This window comes from Rufibacter roseolus (genome assembly GCF_017916365.1).
In the GTDB taxonomy this organism is placed as follows: Bacteria; Bacteroidota; Bacteroidia; order Cytophagales; family Hymenobacteraceae; genus Nibribacter; species Nibribacter roseolus.
The window spans coordinates 472,730-488,235 of sequence record NZ_JAFMSU010000002.1 but is presented as its reverse complement, the minus strand read 5'-3'; the positions used below and the strand labels follow the sequence as shown (position 1 = coordinate 488,235).

The window sequence follows — 15,506 nt, the reverse complement described above, 5'->3', positions numbered from 1 at the left end:
CTATGCTCAGGGTCCACTCTCCTTCTTAGAAAAATTGGTAATTATCCGTAAAAGGCAGCAAGCTTTTTGCAACACGGTTCATCAGCACACCGGCAATACCCCTCCCACGTTAGCCGTCTCCTTCCCAAAGGTTAGAACTAAAAAATATAGGAGAATGAAGAATTCTTGACAACTCCGCAGGAATTTATCGGTAACAGGTTCTAGAACTACTATCTAAAACCAAAGTAACATACATTATGAAAGCAATCGGCTTTAAAACTTCATTACCCATTGAGGAAGCAGAAAGCTTTATCCAGTTTGAAAAAGAAATACCAACTGCGCAAGGAAAAGACATTCTGGTAAAGGTGGAAGCCATATCGGTCAACCCTGTAGATTATAAAATAAGAAGAAACAGCCTCAAAGACAAGCAACAGGATACGCCTAAGGTCATTGGTTGGGATGCGATAGGTACCGTAGAAGCTACCGGCGAGGAGGTGACCCTCTTCCAGAAAGGTGACCGGGTATTTTATGCAGGAGACCTTACAAGGGAAGGCTCTAACCAGGAATATCAGTTAGTAGATGAACGCATTGTAGGGTTCGCCCCGAAAAACATCAGCATGGAACAAGCTGCTGCCATGCCGCTTACTTCCCTTACGGCTTATGAACTGTTCTTTGATCATTTTCAACTGAGCAAAGAGAAAGATGCAGGCAAAACCCTGCTTATTATTGGCGGTGCCGGAGGTGTGGGTTCCGTTGCCATCCAACTGGTTAAAAAGCTATTGGGGTTAACCGTTATTGCCACCGCTTCAAGAGACGTTACTATTGATTGGTGCAAAAAAATGGGCGCAGATCATGTTGTCAACCACAGCAACCTGGTGAGTGAGGTAAAAAACATCGGCTTTGAACAGGTAGACTTTATTGTAGACTTTGTAGACCTGAATCAATATTGGGAAGCCATAGTAGAACTCATCAAACCGCTGGGAAAGGTAGGTTCCATCAGCGACCCGACAGAACCTGTAAGATTACAGCAGCTAAAAAGAAAGAGTGTGAGCTTTTATTGGGAGCTTATGTTTACCCGTTCTTTGTACCAGACAGAAGACATGGTAGAGCAGCATCACATCCTAAACAAAATTGCTCAACTACTGGATGAGGGCATCTTACAACCAACTCTTAATACCACCATGCAAGGCTTGACCGCCGAAAACCTGAAAGAAGCGCACAATTTATTAGAAAGCGGCAAAGCCATTGGAAAAGTGGTAGTTAAAATCTAAAAGACAAATCCGCATAGTAATTCTTCTGGCTAGCTCAACTACTTACTGAGCGGAATGGGTTAACAAAATCTGGCTCGCTGCTTTTTAGGTGGCAGGCAACTTCATCCGGTAAATGGCATAAGGGGCTGTTCTTTTATTTTCGCCTTCGTTATAATCGGGTTGTTTGTTGATTTGGGAGCAGCTGATGTATAAATAACCATCCTGTGAAATGGAATAGCTGTCAGGCCATATAAGTCTTTCGTCTGCCACTACATCTTCCTGGTTTTGGTCCGGAGTTATTTTCACCATTTTGTAGTTCTGGTAATCTCCCTGGTATATGGTGCCGCTCTTGTCAAAAATCATCCCGTCTGTCACCGCAAACCTTCCCAGATCTTCTACTGCAGCCTCCACTTGATCTTCCGGCAGCTCTTCATTCCGCAAAAATTCGGTTCTGATACGGTATAGTTTATTATCGGTGAGGGGTTTGTAGTACAGCCATTCGCCATCTGGTGTTAAAGCAATACCATCAGATTGTAGGTGAACCGGTTCACCCTTCTTTTTGAATTCTTTCCCATCCACAATCAGTTTAAAGGAAGGGTCATGTTTCACAGAATAATGGTTGCGCAGTAACTCCCTAATGGTTCCGGTTTCAAGATTTACCACTACAATTCCACCTTCGTTGGAGTTCGTTAAATAAGCAACCTTCCTTTGGGTGTCTACCCGCACATCATTGATATAGCTTTTGTTGCTCAGTATGCCATCAAACCGGTAGGCCTCTTCTATGCTATTGGTAACCAGGTTGAACTTTACCAGCTTAAAACTATTGTCATATACTTGTTCCATAAAAGGGCACGCCGGGTCTACCACCCACAGGAAATCTTCCTCATCTACATACACCGCCTGCACACAAACCCATTTATTCTTTCCGTCCTCCCCTTCTTTCCAGTTGTTCCACTGTTCATCTGGGTAAGGCCTGCAGGTATCAGGCCCAGTGATTTCCACCACATCCCATTTGTGCGGACCAGGCCATAGAGGATAGCAGGTAAACACCCGCCCCTCTTTTGATACCGCTACCCCGGTTAACTGGTAGGTATTGTCTGAAAATACATGTTCCAATTGTTCACTGTTTGTACTCATGAGTGGGTAGTTTTAAGTTGAAGTGTCAGAAGTAGGTTCCATGCTTGTCTACTCTAATTTGGATTTTCCTGGTTCATCCTTTTTTCACTAAGCCGAGGAAGGGCAAAATAGATGTACAGCAACAAAACAGGGATGATACTAAAAGGTACGCTCCAGATGCAAATGACTAAGGCAGCCAGGTGCAGCGCAGGAGCAATGGCGTATTCTTTTGTAAGTAGCCTAAGGAGCTTCTTGTCTGTATCTTCCTCCAGAAGTTCAGGCTTCCTGATGGCGTACCACCAGAGACAATTGTAGAAAAAGGTCATTAACACCAGGGTCCCGTGGTATATCATTGCGGCCGTTTGTTCGTCTGGTTTGCCTACATGATTAGCCAATAAGCCGGTGGTAAAGGATTGCAGGGTAACAAACATCAAAAACAAGATATTCAGGATGAGCAGGTACTGGTCTGTCTGCTTTAGGTAAATAAACATGTTGTGGTGGTTGGACCAGGCAATGCAGATAAACAGGAAAGACGCCGCGAACGCCGCATACGAAGGCCATTCATGGGCAATGGCCTGCAGCAAGCCGGTTTCGGTCTCCGGTTTCGGCAGTTCGGTGGCAAGCAGTGTTGCCGCAATAGCTAACACCGCATCACTGAAATATTCCAGCCTATCGGTTGGTCTATGGTTGTGCATAAGAACGGTTTAAGATTCAACAATTTTTTCCCTTCTCGCCTTCGTTTGTTTCTTCTTCTTTCCGAATTTGACTAATGGCGGTTACCATAGAGTTCCTGTTTGCAAAGCTGGTAGGAACTCTATGGTAATGGTAAAAGGCACCAGCATCCGTAACCGGGAGAAAAGCATATTATCCTCTCTGCCAGAATAATTTCCTATCTTATTTTATCCGGCCGGGGCAAACACCGAACGCATGTTATTGTTTGCTTTTTCTTTGAACATCATATACCCTTCCTGGCCTTTATCCAGGGGTAATTTATGGGTGAGCAAATAGGCTGGGTCTACTTCTCCGCGGGCTACAATATCAAGCAGTTTAGGAATGTACCGTTGGCCAAACTGCTGGCCCATCCGGAAAGTCAGGCCTTTGTTCATGGCCGGTCCCATTGGGAATTTATCTATAAGTCCTCCGTACACCCCTATAATTGATACCGTTCCGCCTTTGCGGCACGCCATAATTGCCTGCCGGAGCACGGAAGGCCTATCACTCTGTAGCCGGGCGTATTGCTTGGCGTAATCATACACCTTTTCAATTCCGGTGCTGTTGGCTTCCATGCCCACGCAATCTATACAGCGATCCGGACCACGGCCCCCGGTCATTTGTTTCAAAGCTTCCAGTACATCCACTTCTTTAAAATTCAGTACTTCGGCATTTGCCCTGAGACGGGCTTGTTCCAGCCGGTACGGGTACTGGTCAATGGCGATTACCCGGCCGGCTCCCAACAACCAGGCGCTGTGCATGGCCATCAGGCCTACACCGCCGCAACCCCATACCACCACGGTGTCGCCAGGTTCAATGCCGGCGAAATCGGCTGCCATATACCCGGTTGGGAAAGCATCTGAGGTAAATAAGGCAGATTCGTTACTTACCCCATCCGGTACTTTAAAACACACATTATCGGCGAAGGGAACCCGGGTATACTCGGCATGGCTGCCGGCGTAACCTCCCAAAGCGTGAGAATAACCAAAAATGCCTGCCACGGGGTAGCCGTAAGCCTTCTCGGTCCATTCAGGTTCGGCATTGGAATTATCGCACAACGAATACTCCTCCCGATCACAGTACTCACACCCGCCACAAGCTAAAACAGAGCACACCACTACCCGGTCCCCTTTCTTCAGGTTTTTTACTTCGGGGCCAACTTCTACAATTTCGCCCATAAACTCATGGCCAATTATATCGCCGGAACGCATGGCGGGTATATAGCCACCCAGCAGGTGCAAATCTGAGCCGCATACCGATGATAAAAAAACGCGCACAATCGCGTCACGCGGATTTAAAATAGTAGGATCTGGTACGCGTTCCGTACTCACTTTATTGATTCCTTCCCAGCAGATGGCTTTCATAGGTTCCTTATTAAATTTTAGAAAATGTGTTTTTAGTAGTTCTCATCTTTGCGGCCGGAGGGTTGGCCAATTATGGTGGGGATTTCTCCTGCCTCCAGCAGACGCTTAAACCGGCGAACGTCCTGTTTTACCAGTTCCTTAAAGGCCGGATTCAGCAATCTGGCGGCTAGCTGCCCGGCAGCTCCTGCCGGCGGTCTGTAAGAAATGGTAGCTTGCACCACGGTGCCCCGGTTGGCGGGAGCATCTGTAAAACGGACCTCACCGGAATTTTCAACTTCAGAACCAGGCAGGGAGCGCCAGGCAATCAGGCTATTTTCCTCTTCGTGTGTGATTTCGGCTTCCCATTCTATTGTAGTGAGCTTCTCTTTGTAGATAATATTTTTGGGCACCTTGGCTACCCAGTGCGAACGCCGGGGACCTGTTCGCCGCACATCTTCCAGGTATTGCATAAACCTGGGCAGGTTTTCTAGTTGGCGCCAGAATTGGTACACCTCTTCACGTGGTTTAAGTATAGTAACGCTGGAAGTGACTTCAAATCCCTGGGTTTCAGGATGAGCTGTATCTACGTGCAGGACTTCATTAAACGGGCAGAAACCCGTTGTTCCCCGTAGTACCAGGTAACCGCCCGCTGTGGCTAAGCTTTTCCCGAGAGGAGATTGCTTTCTGCCCCAACCGTAATAGGCCAAAGCCGCACCACCCAACACCGATAATACTCTGCCAGATGTACCTACATTGGTGAAGCTTTTCGTTTGCCCCTGCCTGGCAGATTGGTTTGAATGAGGCGGACCAAATGTTTTAAATGCATTAGCCATAGGGTTTAAAATTTATTATGAGTAAAAATCAGTTAGGAGATGATTTAATAAGAATGGCCTGTAAATAGTGAATAATTAAACGTGGAAAATTTATCCTCCTTGAAGGCAAGCTGTTTCGTTCTGGCACGGACGCTCCATAAGCAAATGGCTAAGGCAGGCAGATGAATAGAATATTGGAACCTATAGAATTAGCAGCGTCGGCTTTGAGCATACAGGTAAAGTAGCTCCCATTCTGCTCACCAGTTTAAGTGGTCTTGCAGAACACAGGCGTACCTCTTACCTATAGGTATCAACCCAAAAGTTGTTCAGCCTGTGACAACTTTTGGGTTGATACTGTATAGACTACCTCCTTTCCAGAAGTTGCTTATTCAAGGATCTTCTTTTAAACCATAAGACACCTGCAGTTATAAGCAAAGCCGTAGTAGCTGCCCTGCCAAGAAAAGCTGAACGGTTGTATTTCCATTCAGCTCTCCAGCCTCTTTCTTTCCAGGGGTTGGGAATAACGCCGTGTTTCAGATCATTGATTTTTCCCTGTATTACGTCTACCCGGTCTGCCAGAATGAGCGTCATCCAGTGCGTGGCGGTGGCTTCGCTGTACTTATAGGCATACCTACGTATAGCACCGCTCAGGCCTGCCGGGGGTGTAGAAGTACCGAAGACACGCGTAACACCGGGGCGCTCAATAGAATGAAAGACCTCCATGTCAAGGGGCTGCTGGGGCGCCTTTTCATAATTGAGGCGTTGGTGGTCAGCACCGTTATAATGCTTCATGGGGTAAGTGGGATCATTTTCGGGATCTGCATCCATTCCCCAGCCAGGTATATTTAAGGCCAGATCAGCCATATTGCGGTTGGCTATAACCCTGTCCTGGAACTCATCTATTCTGTTTTCTAATGCATTCTTCATAGTAAAACGGTTTTAAACGTTGGCTCTTGGAGGAATTAACACAGGTTTGATCATGTAGTCCAGCTTTTTGGAAAACATGCGATAGGCATCTGACACTTCCTCCAGAGGCAGCCTGTGCGTAATGATTTCCTTCGGATTGATTCTGCCGCTCATGATATGGTCAATCAGCTTGGGAAGCAGCCGTTTTACCGAGGCCTGGTTGCCCCTTATGGTAATGCCTTTATTCATTATACTGCCGAGGGGAACGAGGTTCCAGGGTGGACCATATACCCCAATGATGGACACAATACCACCTTTTTTAACAGCATTAACAGCCCAATGGAAGGCAGTTGCATTACCGGCCTGCAGCAGTAATTCTTTACCGGTAATGTTTTGCAGGGTACTGCCGGTGGCATCGCAACCCACGGCATCAATACACACGTCAGCGCCAAAGTAATCGGTGGTTTTTTTCAGGAATACCACCGGGTCTTTCATTTCTCTGAAGTTGTACGCCTCGGCGAACGCAAATTTGCGGGCAAACTCCAGGCGGTAGTCTAATTCATCAATCACAATAACTCGTCCGGCACCAAAGAACCAGGCAAAGCGGGCTGCCAAAAGTCCTACCGGTCCGGCTCCAAACACCACCACGGTATCGCCTTTCTGGATGCCAGCCTGCTCTGCCGCCTGGTAGCCGGTGGGCACCACGTCCGTGAGGAGCACGGCATTCTCCAGGTCCATACCTTCCGGGATGATGGTGGGACTCACATCGGCATAAGGTACCCTAACGTATTCGGCCTGTCCTCCATCATACCCTCCCCCCGTGTGGGCATAGCCAAAAAAGCCCCCTACGGCGGTGGCTTCTGAATTAGCCTCATGGCAGTTACCAAACAATTCCTGTTTGCAATGCGGGCAGGAGCCGCAGGCAATATTAAATGGTACCAATACATGGTCACCCACTTTCAGTTTTTTCACCTCTGATCCAACTGCTTCTACCACACCGGTAAATTCATGACCAAAGGTCATCCCCACCCGTGTGTCGGGCACTAACCCGTGGTACAGGTGCAAGTCCGAGCCACAAACCAGGGATCGGGTGACCCGGACAATAGCATCCATGGGATGTTTGATCTCCGGTTCCGGTCGGTTGCGGTCTGCCCTAATTTGAAAAGGGCCGCGAAAGTTCATTGCTAGCATAAGCGGTTTTTTTAGGCATAAAGAATTAAGCAGAAGTGAATTTCAAACCCTGGCGTGATAGAAGGGTTACAGGGGACATTTCTTGAATAAGAGGCAAGGCCATAAAGAAGACACCTATTATGCTACCGATAAGTACAACTTCTTTAGAACCGGTTTTTACCCAGCGTAATGGTGTTGTGTATTTTGATGAGACGTTTTGGACCTGGTTTGGCCAAAATGGTAAAAAAACAATTTAACGGAACAGTTTTGTACAAATACTGGCTACCTTACAGTACTAAACCTTGAAGCACTACTCTGCTTAGGTGGCAAACTGAACCTTCTGGATTTCAACGCTTCTCCCTAACGTTCGGGCAAGCTTCTGTTTCCGGGCTAAATTTTGAAAAGCCTGCCCAAACTAAGTATGCCCAAGCTCAAGTAGCTTTTTCGTTTACTTTAAACTTACAGTACACCTACCATGGAGGAAACCTTAGGGTTTAAGTACCACCTTCACGCAGTTGTCTTCTTTATCGTTGAAGATCTGGTACATGCGGGCAGCTTCACTCAGCGGCACCTTGTGGGTAATAATGTCATCCAAGGTTACTTTGCCTTCGGCTACCAGGGTAATGAGGTGGTCAATATATTTTTGTACCCAGGCCTGGCCGCCCCGAAGCGTAAAGTTCTTTTCCCACCATTTCTGCACGGGGAATTTGTCATATGGGTAGCCATAGGCCCCTACTACTGATACCTTGCCGCCTCGCCGTACGGCATCAATACAATTTTCCAGCACCTTGTCGCTGCCTTTTTCGGCGTGCAGTACATTGCCTACTTTTTCCAGCGTGGTTCTATCTGCTTCCATCCCCACCGCGTCAATACAAACGTCGGCGCCATAGCCACCGGTCATATCCACAATGGCTTTTACCGCGTCTACCTGGTGCGCATTAATGGTTTCTGAACCGGCGGTTTCGCGGGCTTTGGCCAGCCGGTAATCATAAATATCCACCCCAATTACCCGTCCTGCACCATGAAGCCAGGCGGCTTTCTGGGCCATTATACCAACCGGACCACAACCAAATACTACTACTGTTTCGCCGGGCGACACGTTTGCCCACTCGCAGGCCGCCCAGCCGGTAGAAAATATATCGGTCAGGAATAATATTTTTTCGTCCTGAATACCATCCGGTACTATTCTTGGGTTGTAATCGGCGTAACGTACCCGGGCATATTCCGCCTGGCCGCCGTTTTTATCGCCGTAAGTGGCCGTGAAACCATATAACTGGCCGCCGCCGTGCGCTTTGGCCAGGTTACCATCCTGGCTGTAGGTTTTATCATTGGAGTTTTCACAGTGGGTGGCTAAGTCATGCTGGCAAAACATGCAGTGCCCGCATCCAATTGGAAATGGAACAATTACCCGGTCTCCTCTTTTTAATTTTGACACACTGCTGCCTACTTCTTCCACAATACCCATAAACTCGTGGCCAAGAACTAAATCATGCGGCTGGGGCATAAAGCCGTTGTAAATGTGGAGATCAGAACCACAAATGGCTGTAGAAGTGATGCGAACAATGGCATCGGTTGGTTCCTCAATTGTTGGGTCATCAACATTATCTACACTAACATCTTTGGGTTTGTGAAATACTAAAGCTTTCATAGGTAGATGGGTTAAGGTGATAGTTGATTTAAGAATGCATTCAGTAAGGTGGAGATGATAAGGAAGAAAACGCTTGAAATTTGGGAGCGTTATACTGATTTATGCTCTATGAAAACACGGAGGAATGGCAGAAAGCACTTAAAACCGGGAGGAATTCACGGATATTTGCACCAGAAATGGTACTTTTTAGTATGAATTTTTACTTAGAGGCCTATCAGGTAAACTTATAATAAGCTTCCATTGATAAGCATTTACAGGATGACTACGGGTTATACGTAAAGCCAAACCTTAACCATTGTAACCTATTAGAAATACGGGGGAAGGATTACCCGCCTGGTTAATTGAGTAAATGATGGGTGGCTGCGTAAGCAATAAGAGAAGCTGTATTTTTAGAATTTGTTTTTTCAAGCAAATGCTGCCGATGACTTTCTATGGTCCGTTTGCTGGTGAAAAGTTTATCCGCCATTTGGGTAGTGGTAAAACCCTGAGCAATCAGGCTTAGTACTTCCAACTCTCGCTTGGTAAGATTACTATCTGATTTTTCCTCGGGCGTTGGTGTTTTACTATCCTCTAAGGGAATTTTACCGAGTAGCTTTAAGGAGATGTGCGTACCAATATACACCTCGCCCCCAGCCGTTATTTGAATTGCTCTTACCAGTTCTTTGCGGCTTACTGTTTTGGTCAGGTACCCGGTTGCTCCCGCTTGCATGGCTTCCACTACAAACCGTTCATCTTCCAGCATGGAGAGAATAAGTACTTTTACCAAGGGGTGCTGCTGCTTGATTTGACGGGTGGCCTGTAAACCATCCATATCTGGCATGCTTATATCCATAAGCACTACATCTACCTCTACCTGGCTAAGAAGCTGCACCAAATCAGTTCCTGATTCTACTTCGTCTACCAGGTTTATACCGGCGTCCGGAGAATTATTCAGCATGGTTTTTAAACCTTCTCTTACAAGTGCGTGATCATCGGCGATAGCTACTTTTATCATTTCAAATTATATGAAGCGTTTCCCTGGATAAAGTACCAGGTAATAAAGCACAAGTAGTAACAAAGCATAAGAACCGGTCAGTAAAGAACCCGCAGAAAAAAGGCGTTTAAACGGGGTATTTTCCTGGTCATGGAAATAAGTAAGATCAAGGTACCTTTCATTACTCACCTTCTGCCTTTAATGATTTACGGTGCTGCTACATCCTCCTCTTCTTATTTTATACGTATTTTATAAAACAACTTCTGTTTTACGGACGCCAGGATGGTTGTTTTTAAGGGGCAATTTAATGGTGATGGTTGTTCCGGGACCGGAAGAATGGATTTCTAGCGTTCCGTTCAGTAGTTTCACCCGATCACCTATACCTATCAAACCCATTCCCTTACCTGGAAGTGGCTTTGCCTTAAACCCCTTTCCGTTGTCCTGGGCTATAATGAGAATACCACTTTTTTCTTCCAGCACGGTTATAGAGGCAAGGGTAGCATGCGCATGTTTCACAATGTTATTAAGCAGCTCCTGAACAATCCGGTAGATAGCAGTTTGGAGGTGTTTTTCTAAAACTGTTTTAAAATCAGTCTTGCATTTCACTAAGAGGTTTTTAGTACTTAATTGCTTGCATATATCCACCAGCACTGCAGATAATCCAAAGGTTTTCAGCACGGTTGGGGTAAGCTCATGGGAGATGGTTTGGGTAAGTTCAATGGCATTGGTCAATAGCTGGTCTGTTCTTTGCCAGAAGGCCTTTGTTTGGGCTGCGCTTTTTACGGAGTCCTCTGGGTTGAGCAGGTCTAATTGCATCTTAACTGCAAAAAGAACTTGCCCTAACCCATTATGCAAATTTTCAGCAATCCGTTTTTTCTCTCTTTCTTCGGTTTCTAAGATGGCATGCAGCAACTCCTGTTGCTTCTGGAGTTCCCACTGCAGGCGTTGCTCTTCCAGTTCTTTGCGTTCTGTTATATCCTGGAAAGTGAGAACTACTCCATCTCCCATTTTTACCACTATAAACTGAAACCAATGCTGTAAAGCATCATAGGGATACCAGACTTCAAAGTGAGCGGTTTTTCCAGTTTCGTTCACTTGCTTCATCTTATCAAAAATTCCAACTGGCTTTGTACCCGGATATTTATCTGTTAATCGCTTCCCCACCAAATCATTTTTCTGCAGGAAGGTATCCGTTACCTGGTTTGTAAGAATCCACTCAAAATCAATCAGCTGGTTTTCTTCATCGCGTATGGCCCTGAAAGCCTGGATCCCATTGATGGAAGCATCTATGACAGCTTTGAGCAGCTGCCTGTTCTCTTGTAACTCTTGTTCGGCAATAACCCTTTCGTGGATGTCGGTTACCGTACCTGCCCAGGAAGTAATGTTGCCGGCATGGTCTTTTACGGGCTGGGCAATGACTAACTGCCAGCGATAGGCGCCATCCCAACGGCGCATGAGAGACTGTTTCCGGTATTCTTTCCCCGAGGCGATGGCTGTTTTCCATTCCTGTTCTACCTTGGCTCGCTCCGTCTCCTGATAGATTTGCTCCCAACCATACTCTTTCATCTGCTCAAAGGTAAGGCCGGTATAATCGTACGTTTTTTGGTTATAGTAGGTACTGCCCCCGTTTACAGCCGCGGTCCAGGCCATCTGAGGAAGGGAATCAATAAATTTCCAGGTCCGTTCTTCGCTCTCCCGCCTTTCAATTTCAGCTTTTTTGATGGGAGTTACATCCACGTTCCAAACCAGAATACCATCGTTTATTTTCTCGTAATGCTGTTCAAACCAGCCACCTACGCCATCGGCATGGTATTCTTCCAATTGCTGAATAGGTTCACCGGTTTCCATTACCCGGAGCAAACACTCCCATGCCCCAGTACTTATGATAGAAGGAAAAAAGGCAAGCACCGTGTTCCCTACCATTTTCTCCCTGGATATATTCGCATACCTGGCCTGTACCGTGTTAACCATAAGGTAGCGAAAATCAGTAATCTTTCCTTCCTGGTCCCGTATAGCCGCCAATAGCGCCATGCCGCCAAAAGCCGTATCTACAATGGTTTGCAATAATTCAGCCTTTTGGGTTAGTTCTGCTTCCGCGTTTTTCCGGTTGGTTATATCTGTCCAGGTAAGAATTAGCCCATCTCTATACGGCACCCCCATGGTCTGAAACCAGGCAGCAAAATCTTTATACTGGTCAAAGTGCTCATAATCCAGAACTTGCCCGGTTTCTACTACTTTCCTGAATTGGTGAAACATGCTGGTTTGTCTGAGCTCAGGGTAAGTGGCAAGCCATTTATGCCCCTTTAAGTCCGTTCGGCCGGCGTACCGCTCCGTGGTATGATTCACCAGTAACCATTCAAAGTCTATTATTTCCCCGGCGTCATTTCGCACCGCCTGGAAAACTTCTATGCCGTTTACCGAAGCATTGAAGGTGGCTTCCAGTAAATCTTTGGTTTCTTTTATTTCTTCTTCTGCCCGTTTCTTTTCAGTGATGTCCTGGGCCGTTCCTACTATTTTGATGGCATTGCCGGCTTCATCACAAACTACCTTTCCATTACTGAAAAGGTAGCGCATTTCACCATCAGGCCGGTAAATTCTGCGCGTGTATTGGTAAGGTCTTTTTGACTGAACAGCCTTACCAATTATTTCCCGTACCTGAGCAACATCTTCCGGATGGGATATAGAATCAATAAAATCCAGGTCCGGGACAAGGCTTTGAGGTTGCAGGCCAAGTAACTGGTACATGTTATCTGAAAACCGGAATTTCCTGGTAGTCAAGTCTCCTTCATAACTACCCGTTTGCCCTATTGCTTCGGCTTTCCGTAACAAGGCTTCACTGGCCTGGACTTTTTCCTGAGCCATCACCTGGCTCGTAATATCCTGAATGGTTCCGTAGACTTTCAGCGGCTTTCCTTGCGCATCTGGGGTTAAAACGGCCCGCCGGTGAACGTAACGAATGGTGCCATTGCGCCAGATTATCCGGTGGGTTAATTCTAAAGGTTCAAGAAAGATTTGTGCCTGCCAAATGCGTTCCCGCAAAATCTCCCGTTCTTCCGGATGCGAAAAGGCTAATATTTTATCAGTTGTTATTTCCTCACTCTGAGGTTCTAAACCGTGGATACGGTAAAATTCATCAGAACAATTAAGGGTTTCTTCACTATAATTTCGCTCAAAGCTGCCGATGTGCCCCAGAGCCTGGGCTTCCTTAAACCTACGGTGTTCCTCTTCCAGTTTTTCGTAAGCCCGTTTAACTTTCTCTTGCTCAATGTACCACAACAATTGACTTTCGTTAGCAATTGCTTTGGTGTCTTCTTCCTGCCTGGTCAGGTTTTCCAGTTTATGGCTTTGCCGAACAATTTTTGTAACATCTTCTACCCTATGTAAAATGTAAAGCACCTCGCCCTTGCCATCCAGTACCGGGGTGTTTAAAGATTTCCAGTACCGTTCCAGCTTAAGGTTGGGCCTCTCCGGATCTTTTAAGTTAAAGTGCTGCACCGGCATGCTATCTGGCTTTTTCGTTTTCAGAACCCTATCAAAAGATTGCTTCAGGTGCCGGAGAATTGCCGCTTCCTGCTGACCCTCTTGGCCCGTAAATACCTCAAAAAAAGAGTTACCCACTAACTGTTCTCTGCTCGTGAAGGTTGATGTAAGATAGCTTTCCGTCACGCCTTGGATAACAAAGTCTGCGGATAATACCAGGTAGCAGTCAGGCAGGGCTTCAAAAACCTGGGGCAGGTTCAAAGAAAAATCTGGGGTGGAATGCATAGAAGTAAATAAAAGAAGCCTAAGCTATAAAAGAGCACCAGCAGTTAAGCCAGAAGCAGAAAGCGTTATTGAGTTGACTAGCCATCTGTTCACCCAAGAAGCCTGAAAAGACTAAAAAGACCTAAGAAATAATATATTCTACAGAATAACTGTGAATTAAGTATCCGGCTGAAGGATACAGTATAACGGAAGTACCATTTATAATAGCCATAAAACAAGCAGTTACTTTCAGAAAGGCCTAATAAGAATGAAAGAGCGCCGGCTCTTTAACTTACTATATACGAAACAGGAAATCCAAGGCGTATTTACTGATTTTTATTCCACAATTGAGTAGAATCAGGAAGTTTAGGCCCAGTTTAGTAACTAATACTGACTACCCCCCAGTACTAAACCCTGAAGCACTACTTTGCTTATATGGTTAATACGAGTTTTCGGTTTTTAAAAGCCACAATTCCATTAAGACTTCTACCATCTGCCATCAACACGCCAACGTCTTTCTTGCCGCCTTGACACCAGCTACCGCAAACAAATCCCCGGCTGCACCGGCAGAGATGCGAAGCGCCTAATAGAGGTGTTGTATGAGGCAATAAGGTAAGGCTGTCTGTTTAGTGGCTGCTTTTGAGAAAATAGCCGCTAAATAGAAAATACAATGAGAGGGATATATATTACATTCGGGGGAGCAGTTCCGTTTATTTGACCACCGTTGGTCAGATAAACGGAAGTTTGGCTCTGTTCAAGGTGTCAATAACCGGAACAGCTCCTTATATACAGTAGTTGGGCAAAATAGAAAATATAAAAAATGGGATTATTCGACATCTTCAAAAAGCCAGTAATAATTCAGGACGACTTTTTCGGAAATCTAAGGTTTAGGAAAATGAAGGTCGAAGGGAAAAGCTACTTTGAAGGAAAAGGAATTTTCAAACCGACTGGAAAAGAAATTGAGTATTTTATCACCGCTAACGAGGACGGCCCCGACCAAAAACAAAAAGAGTTTTATAATTGGATTCAGGAAAACTACAGCGACTTGGTGATAAAGTTCAAGCCACTAATCGAAGACGAGTTCAGGAATTGGAAAGAAGACTTCACAATAAAAAACTTCGACAGCGAATTTCAGTTGGTCGCCTTAACAATCCCCAACCAGGATAAGAAACCTTTGAAATGGGATTTATCATTCGACACGGAACATGATGAAAACCACCAATTCACAGTAGAATTTAGCGGAGTTGAACCTCAAGCAGTTTTAATAGACGGTTAAAGAACTACTTTGCCCAACATTGTATAAAAGTCAGCTTCGGCCGACGGCCTCGCCGTCTTTTATACGAGTCCGTTGGGCTTCATTAAAATATATAAAATTCAATGACTCTAGAAGAAAAGGAAAGGCAGAGGTTCATAAACAAAATGGTGTCAAATGCTAGAGCCATTATTTCCAATCAAGTAGCCATACCTCTTGGGGTTTATAAAATGAACCAGATAATAGGCTGGCTTGAACCTTACAAAGAGGCTAATGATATAGATGTCTCAATCTTTAGAGACTATGACTTGAATGTAGATGAATTACCGATTGGAACGGAGCGCCTTCAATGGAATATCGAAAAGTTGATAGAATTTGAAAATGAGTTCGACGAAGTAAACTTAACTTACAAAGCGGACATCCTCAGGACTTGCAGAAAACTTATAGACGCTTATGGCAAAACAGCGTCAGATGATTCTAATAAAAAAGATGAATAACGTAGCCCAACATTGTGCATAAGCCATGCTACGGCCGACGGCCTCGCACGCCTCATGCACGAGACCGTTATGTGCAAGGCTAAATAACAAAATATGAGGATTCAA

12 protein-coding genes are annotated in these 15,506 nt (G+C 45.6%); 3 read left to right on the top strand and 9 right to left on the bottom strand.

The annotated features are described in order from the left end of the window. Window positions 1–236 precede the first annotated feature (236 nt). A complete protein-coding gene (locus tag J3P35_RS11015; protein WP_210464657.1) occupies window positions 237–1,250 on the top strand; it encodes a zinc-binding alcohol dehydrogenase family protein in 1,014 nt (337 codons plus the stop codon). 84 nt (window positions 1,251–1,334) lie between these two features. On the opposite strand, the gene J3P35_RS11010 is transcribed toward J3P35_RS11015, so the two are convergent. From J3P35_RS11010 to J3P35_RS10970, 9 genes are all read right to left on the bottom strand, one after another. Next, window positions 1,335–2,366 (bottom strand): L-dopachrome tautomerase-related protein, encoded by a 1,032-nt coding sequence (locus J3P35_RS11010; RefSeq protein ID WP_210464656.1) that lies wholly within the window; start codon window positions 2,364–2,366, stop codon window positions 1,335–1,337. Between the two features lie 53 nt (window positions 2,367–2,419). After that, window positions 2,420–3,040 (bottom strand): TMEM175 family protein, encoded by a 621-nt coding sequence (locus J3P35_RS11005; protein WP_210464655.1) that lies wholly within the window; start codon window positions 3,038–3,040, stop codon window positions 2,420–2,422. Between the two features lie 204 nt (window positions 3,041–3,244). Continuing rightward, complete coding sequence (locus J3P35_RS11000; protein WP_210464654.1) at window positions 3,245–4,420, bottom strand: zinc-dependent alcohol dehydrogenase; 1,176 nt, start codon at window positions 4,418–4,420, stop codon at window positions 3,245–3,247. A 32-nt stretch (window positions 4,421–4,452) separates the two neighbouring features. Then, window positions 4,453–5,232, bottom strand: coding sequence for a YgaP-like transmembrane domain (locus J3P35_RS10995; protein ID WP_210464653.1), 780 nt, complete (start codon window positions 5,230–5,232; stop codon window positions 4,453–4,455). A gap of 342 nt (window positions 5,233–5,574) precedes the next feature. Continuing rightward, the gene (locus J3P35_RS10990; RefSeq protein WP_210464652.1) at window positions 5,575–6,138 is read right to left on the bottom strand and encodes a hypothetical protein; all 564 of its coding nucleotides are present in this window, start codon (window positions 6,136–6,138) and stop codon (window positions 5,575–5,577) included. A 12-nt stretch (window positions 6,139–6,150) separates the two neighbouring features. Further along, window positions 6,151–7,308, bottom strand: coding sequence for a zinc-dependent alcohol dehydrogenase (locus J3P35_RS10985; RefSeq protein ID WP_210464651.1), 1,158 nt, complete (start codon window positions 7,306–7,308; stop codon window positions 6,151–6,153). A gap of 466 nt (window positions 7,309–7,774) precedes the next feature. Beyond that, window positions 7,775–8,935: a zinc-dependent alcohol dehydrogenase gene (locus J3P35_RS10980; protein WP_210464650.1), complete on the bottom strand. Its 1,161-nt coding sequence runs from the start codon at window positions 8,933–8,935 to the stop codon at window positions 7,775–7,777. A 337-nt stretch (window positions 8,936–9,272) separates the two neighbouring features. Then, on the bottom strand, window positions 9,273–9,929 hold the full coding sequence (locus tag J3P35_RS10975) for a response regulator transcription factor (RefSeq protein ID WP_210464649.1): 657 nt from the start codon (window positions 9,927–9,929) through the stop codon (window positions 9,273–9,275). A 228-nt stretch (window positions 9,930–10,157) separates the two neighbouring features. Beyond that, a complete protein-coding gene (locus J3P35_RS10970; protein WP_210464648.1) occupies window positions 10,158–13,673 on the bottom strand; it encodes a PAS domain-containing sensor histidine kinase in 3,516 nt (1,171 codons plus the stop codon). Window positions 13,674–14,472: 799 nt separating this feature from the next. Here J3P35_RS10970 and J3P35_RS10965 point away from each other — a divergent pair. Together J3P35_RS10965 and J3P35_RS10960 are read left to right on the top strand one after the other, a co-directional pair. Continuing rightward, the gene (locus J3P35_RS10965) at window positions 14,473–14,928 is read left to right on the top strand and encodes a hypothetical protein (RefSeq protein ID WP_210464647.1); all 456 of its coding nucleotides are present in this window, start codon (window positions 14,473–14,475) and stop codon (window positions 14,926–14,928) included. Window positions 14,929–15,029: 101 nt separating this feature from the next. Continuing rightward, the gene (locus J3P35_RS10960; RefSeq protein WP_210464646.1) at window positions 15,030–15,401 is read left to right on the top strand and encodes a hypothetical protein; all 372 of its coding nucleotides are present in this window, start codon (window positions 15,030–15,032) and stop codon (window positions 15,399–15,401) included. Window positions 15,402–15,506: the final 105 nt, after the last annotated feature.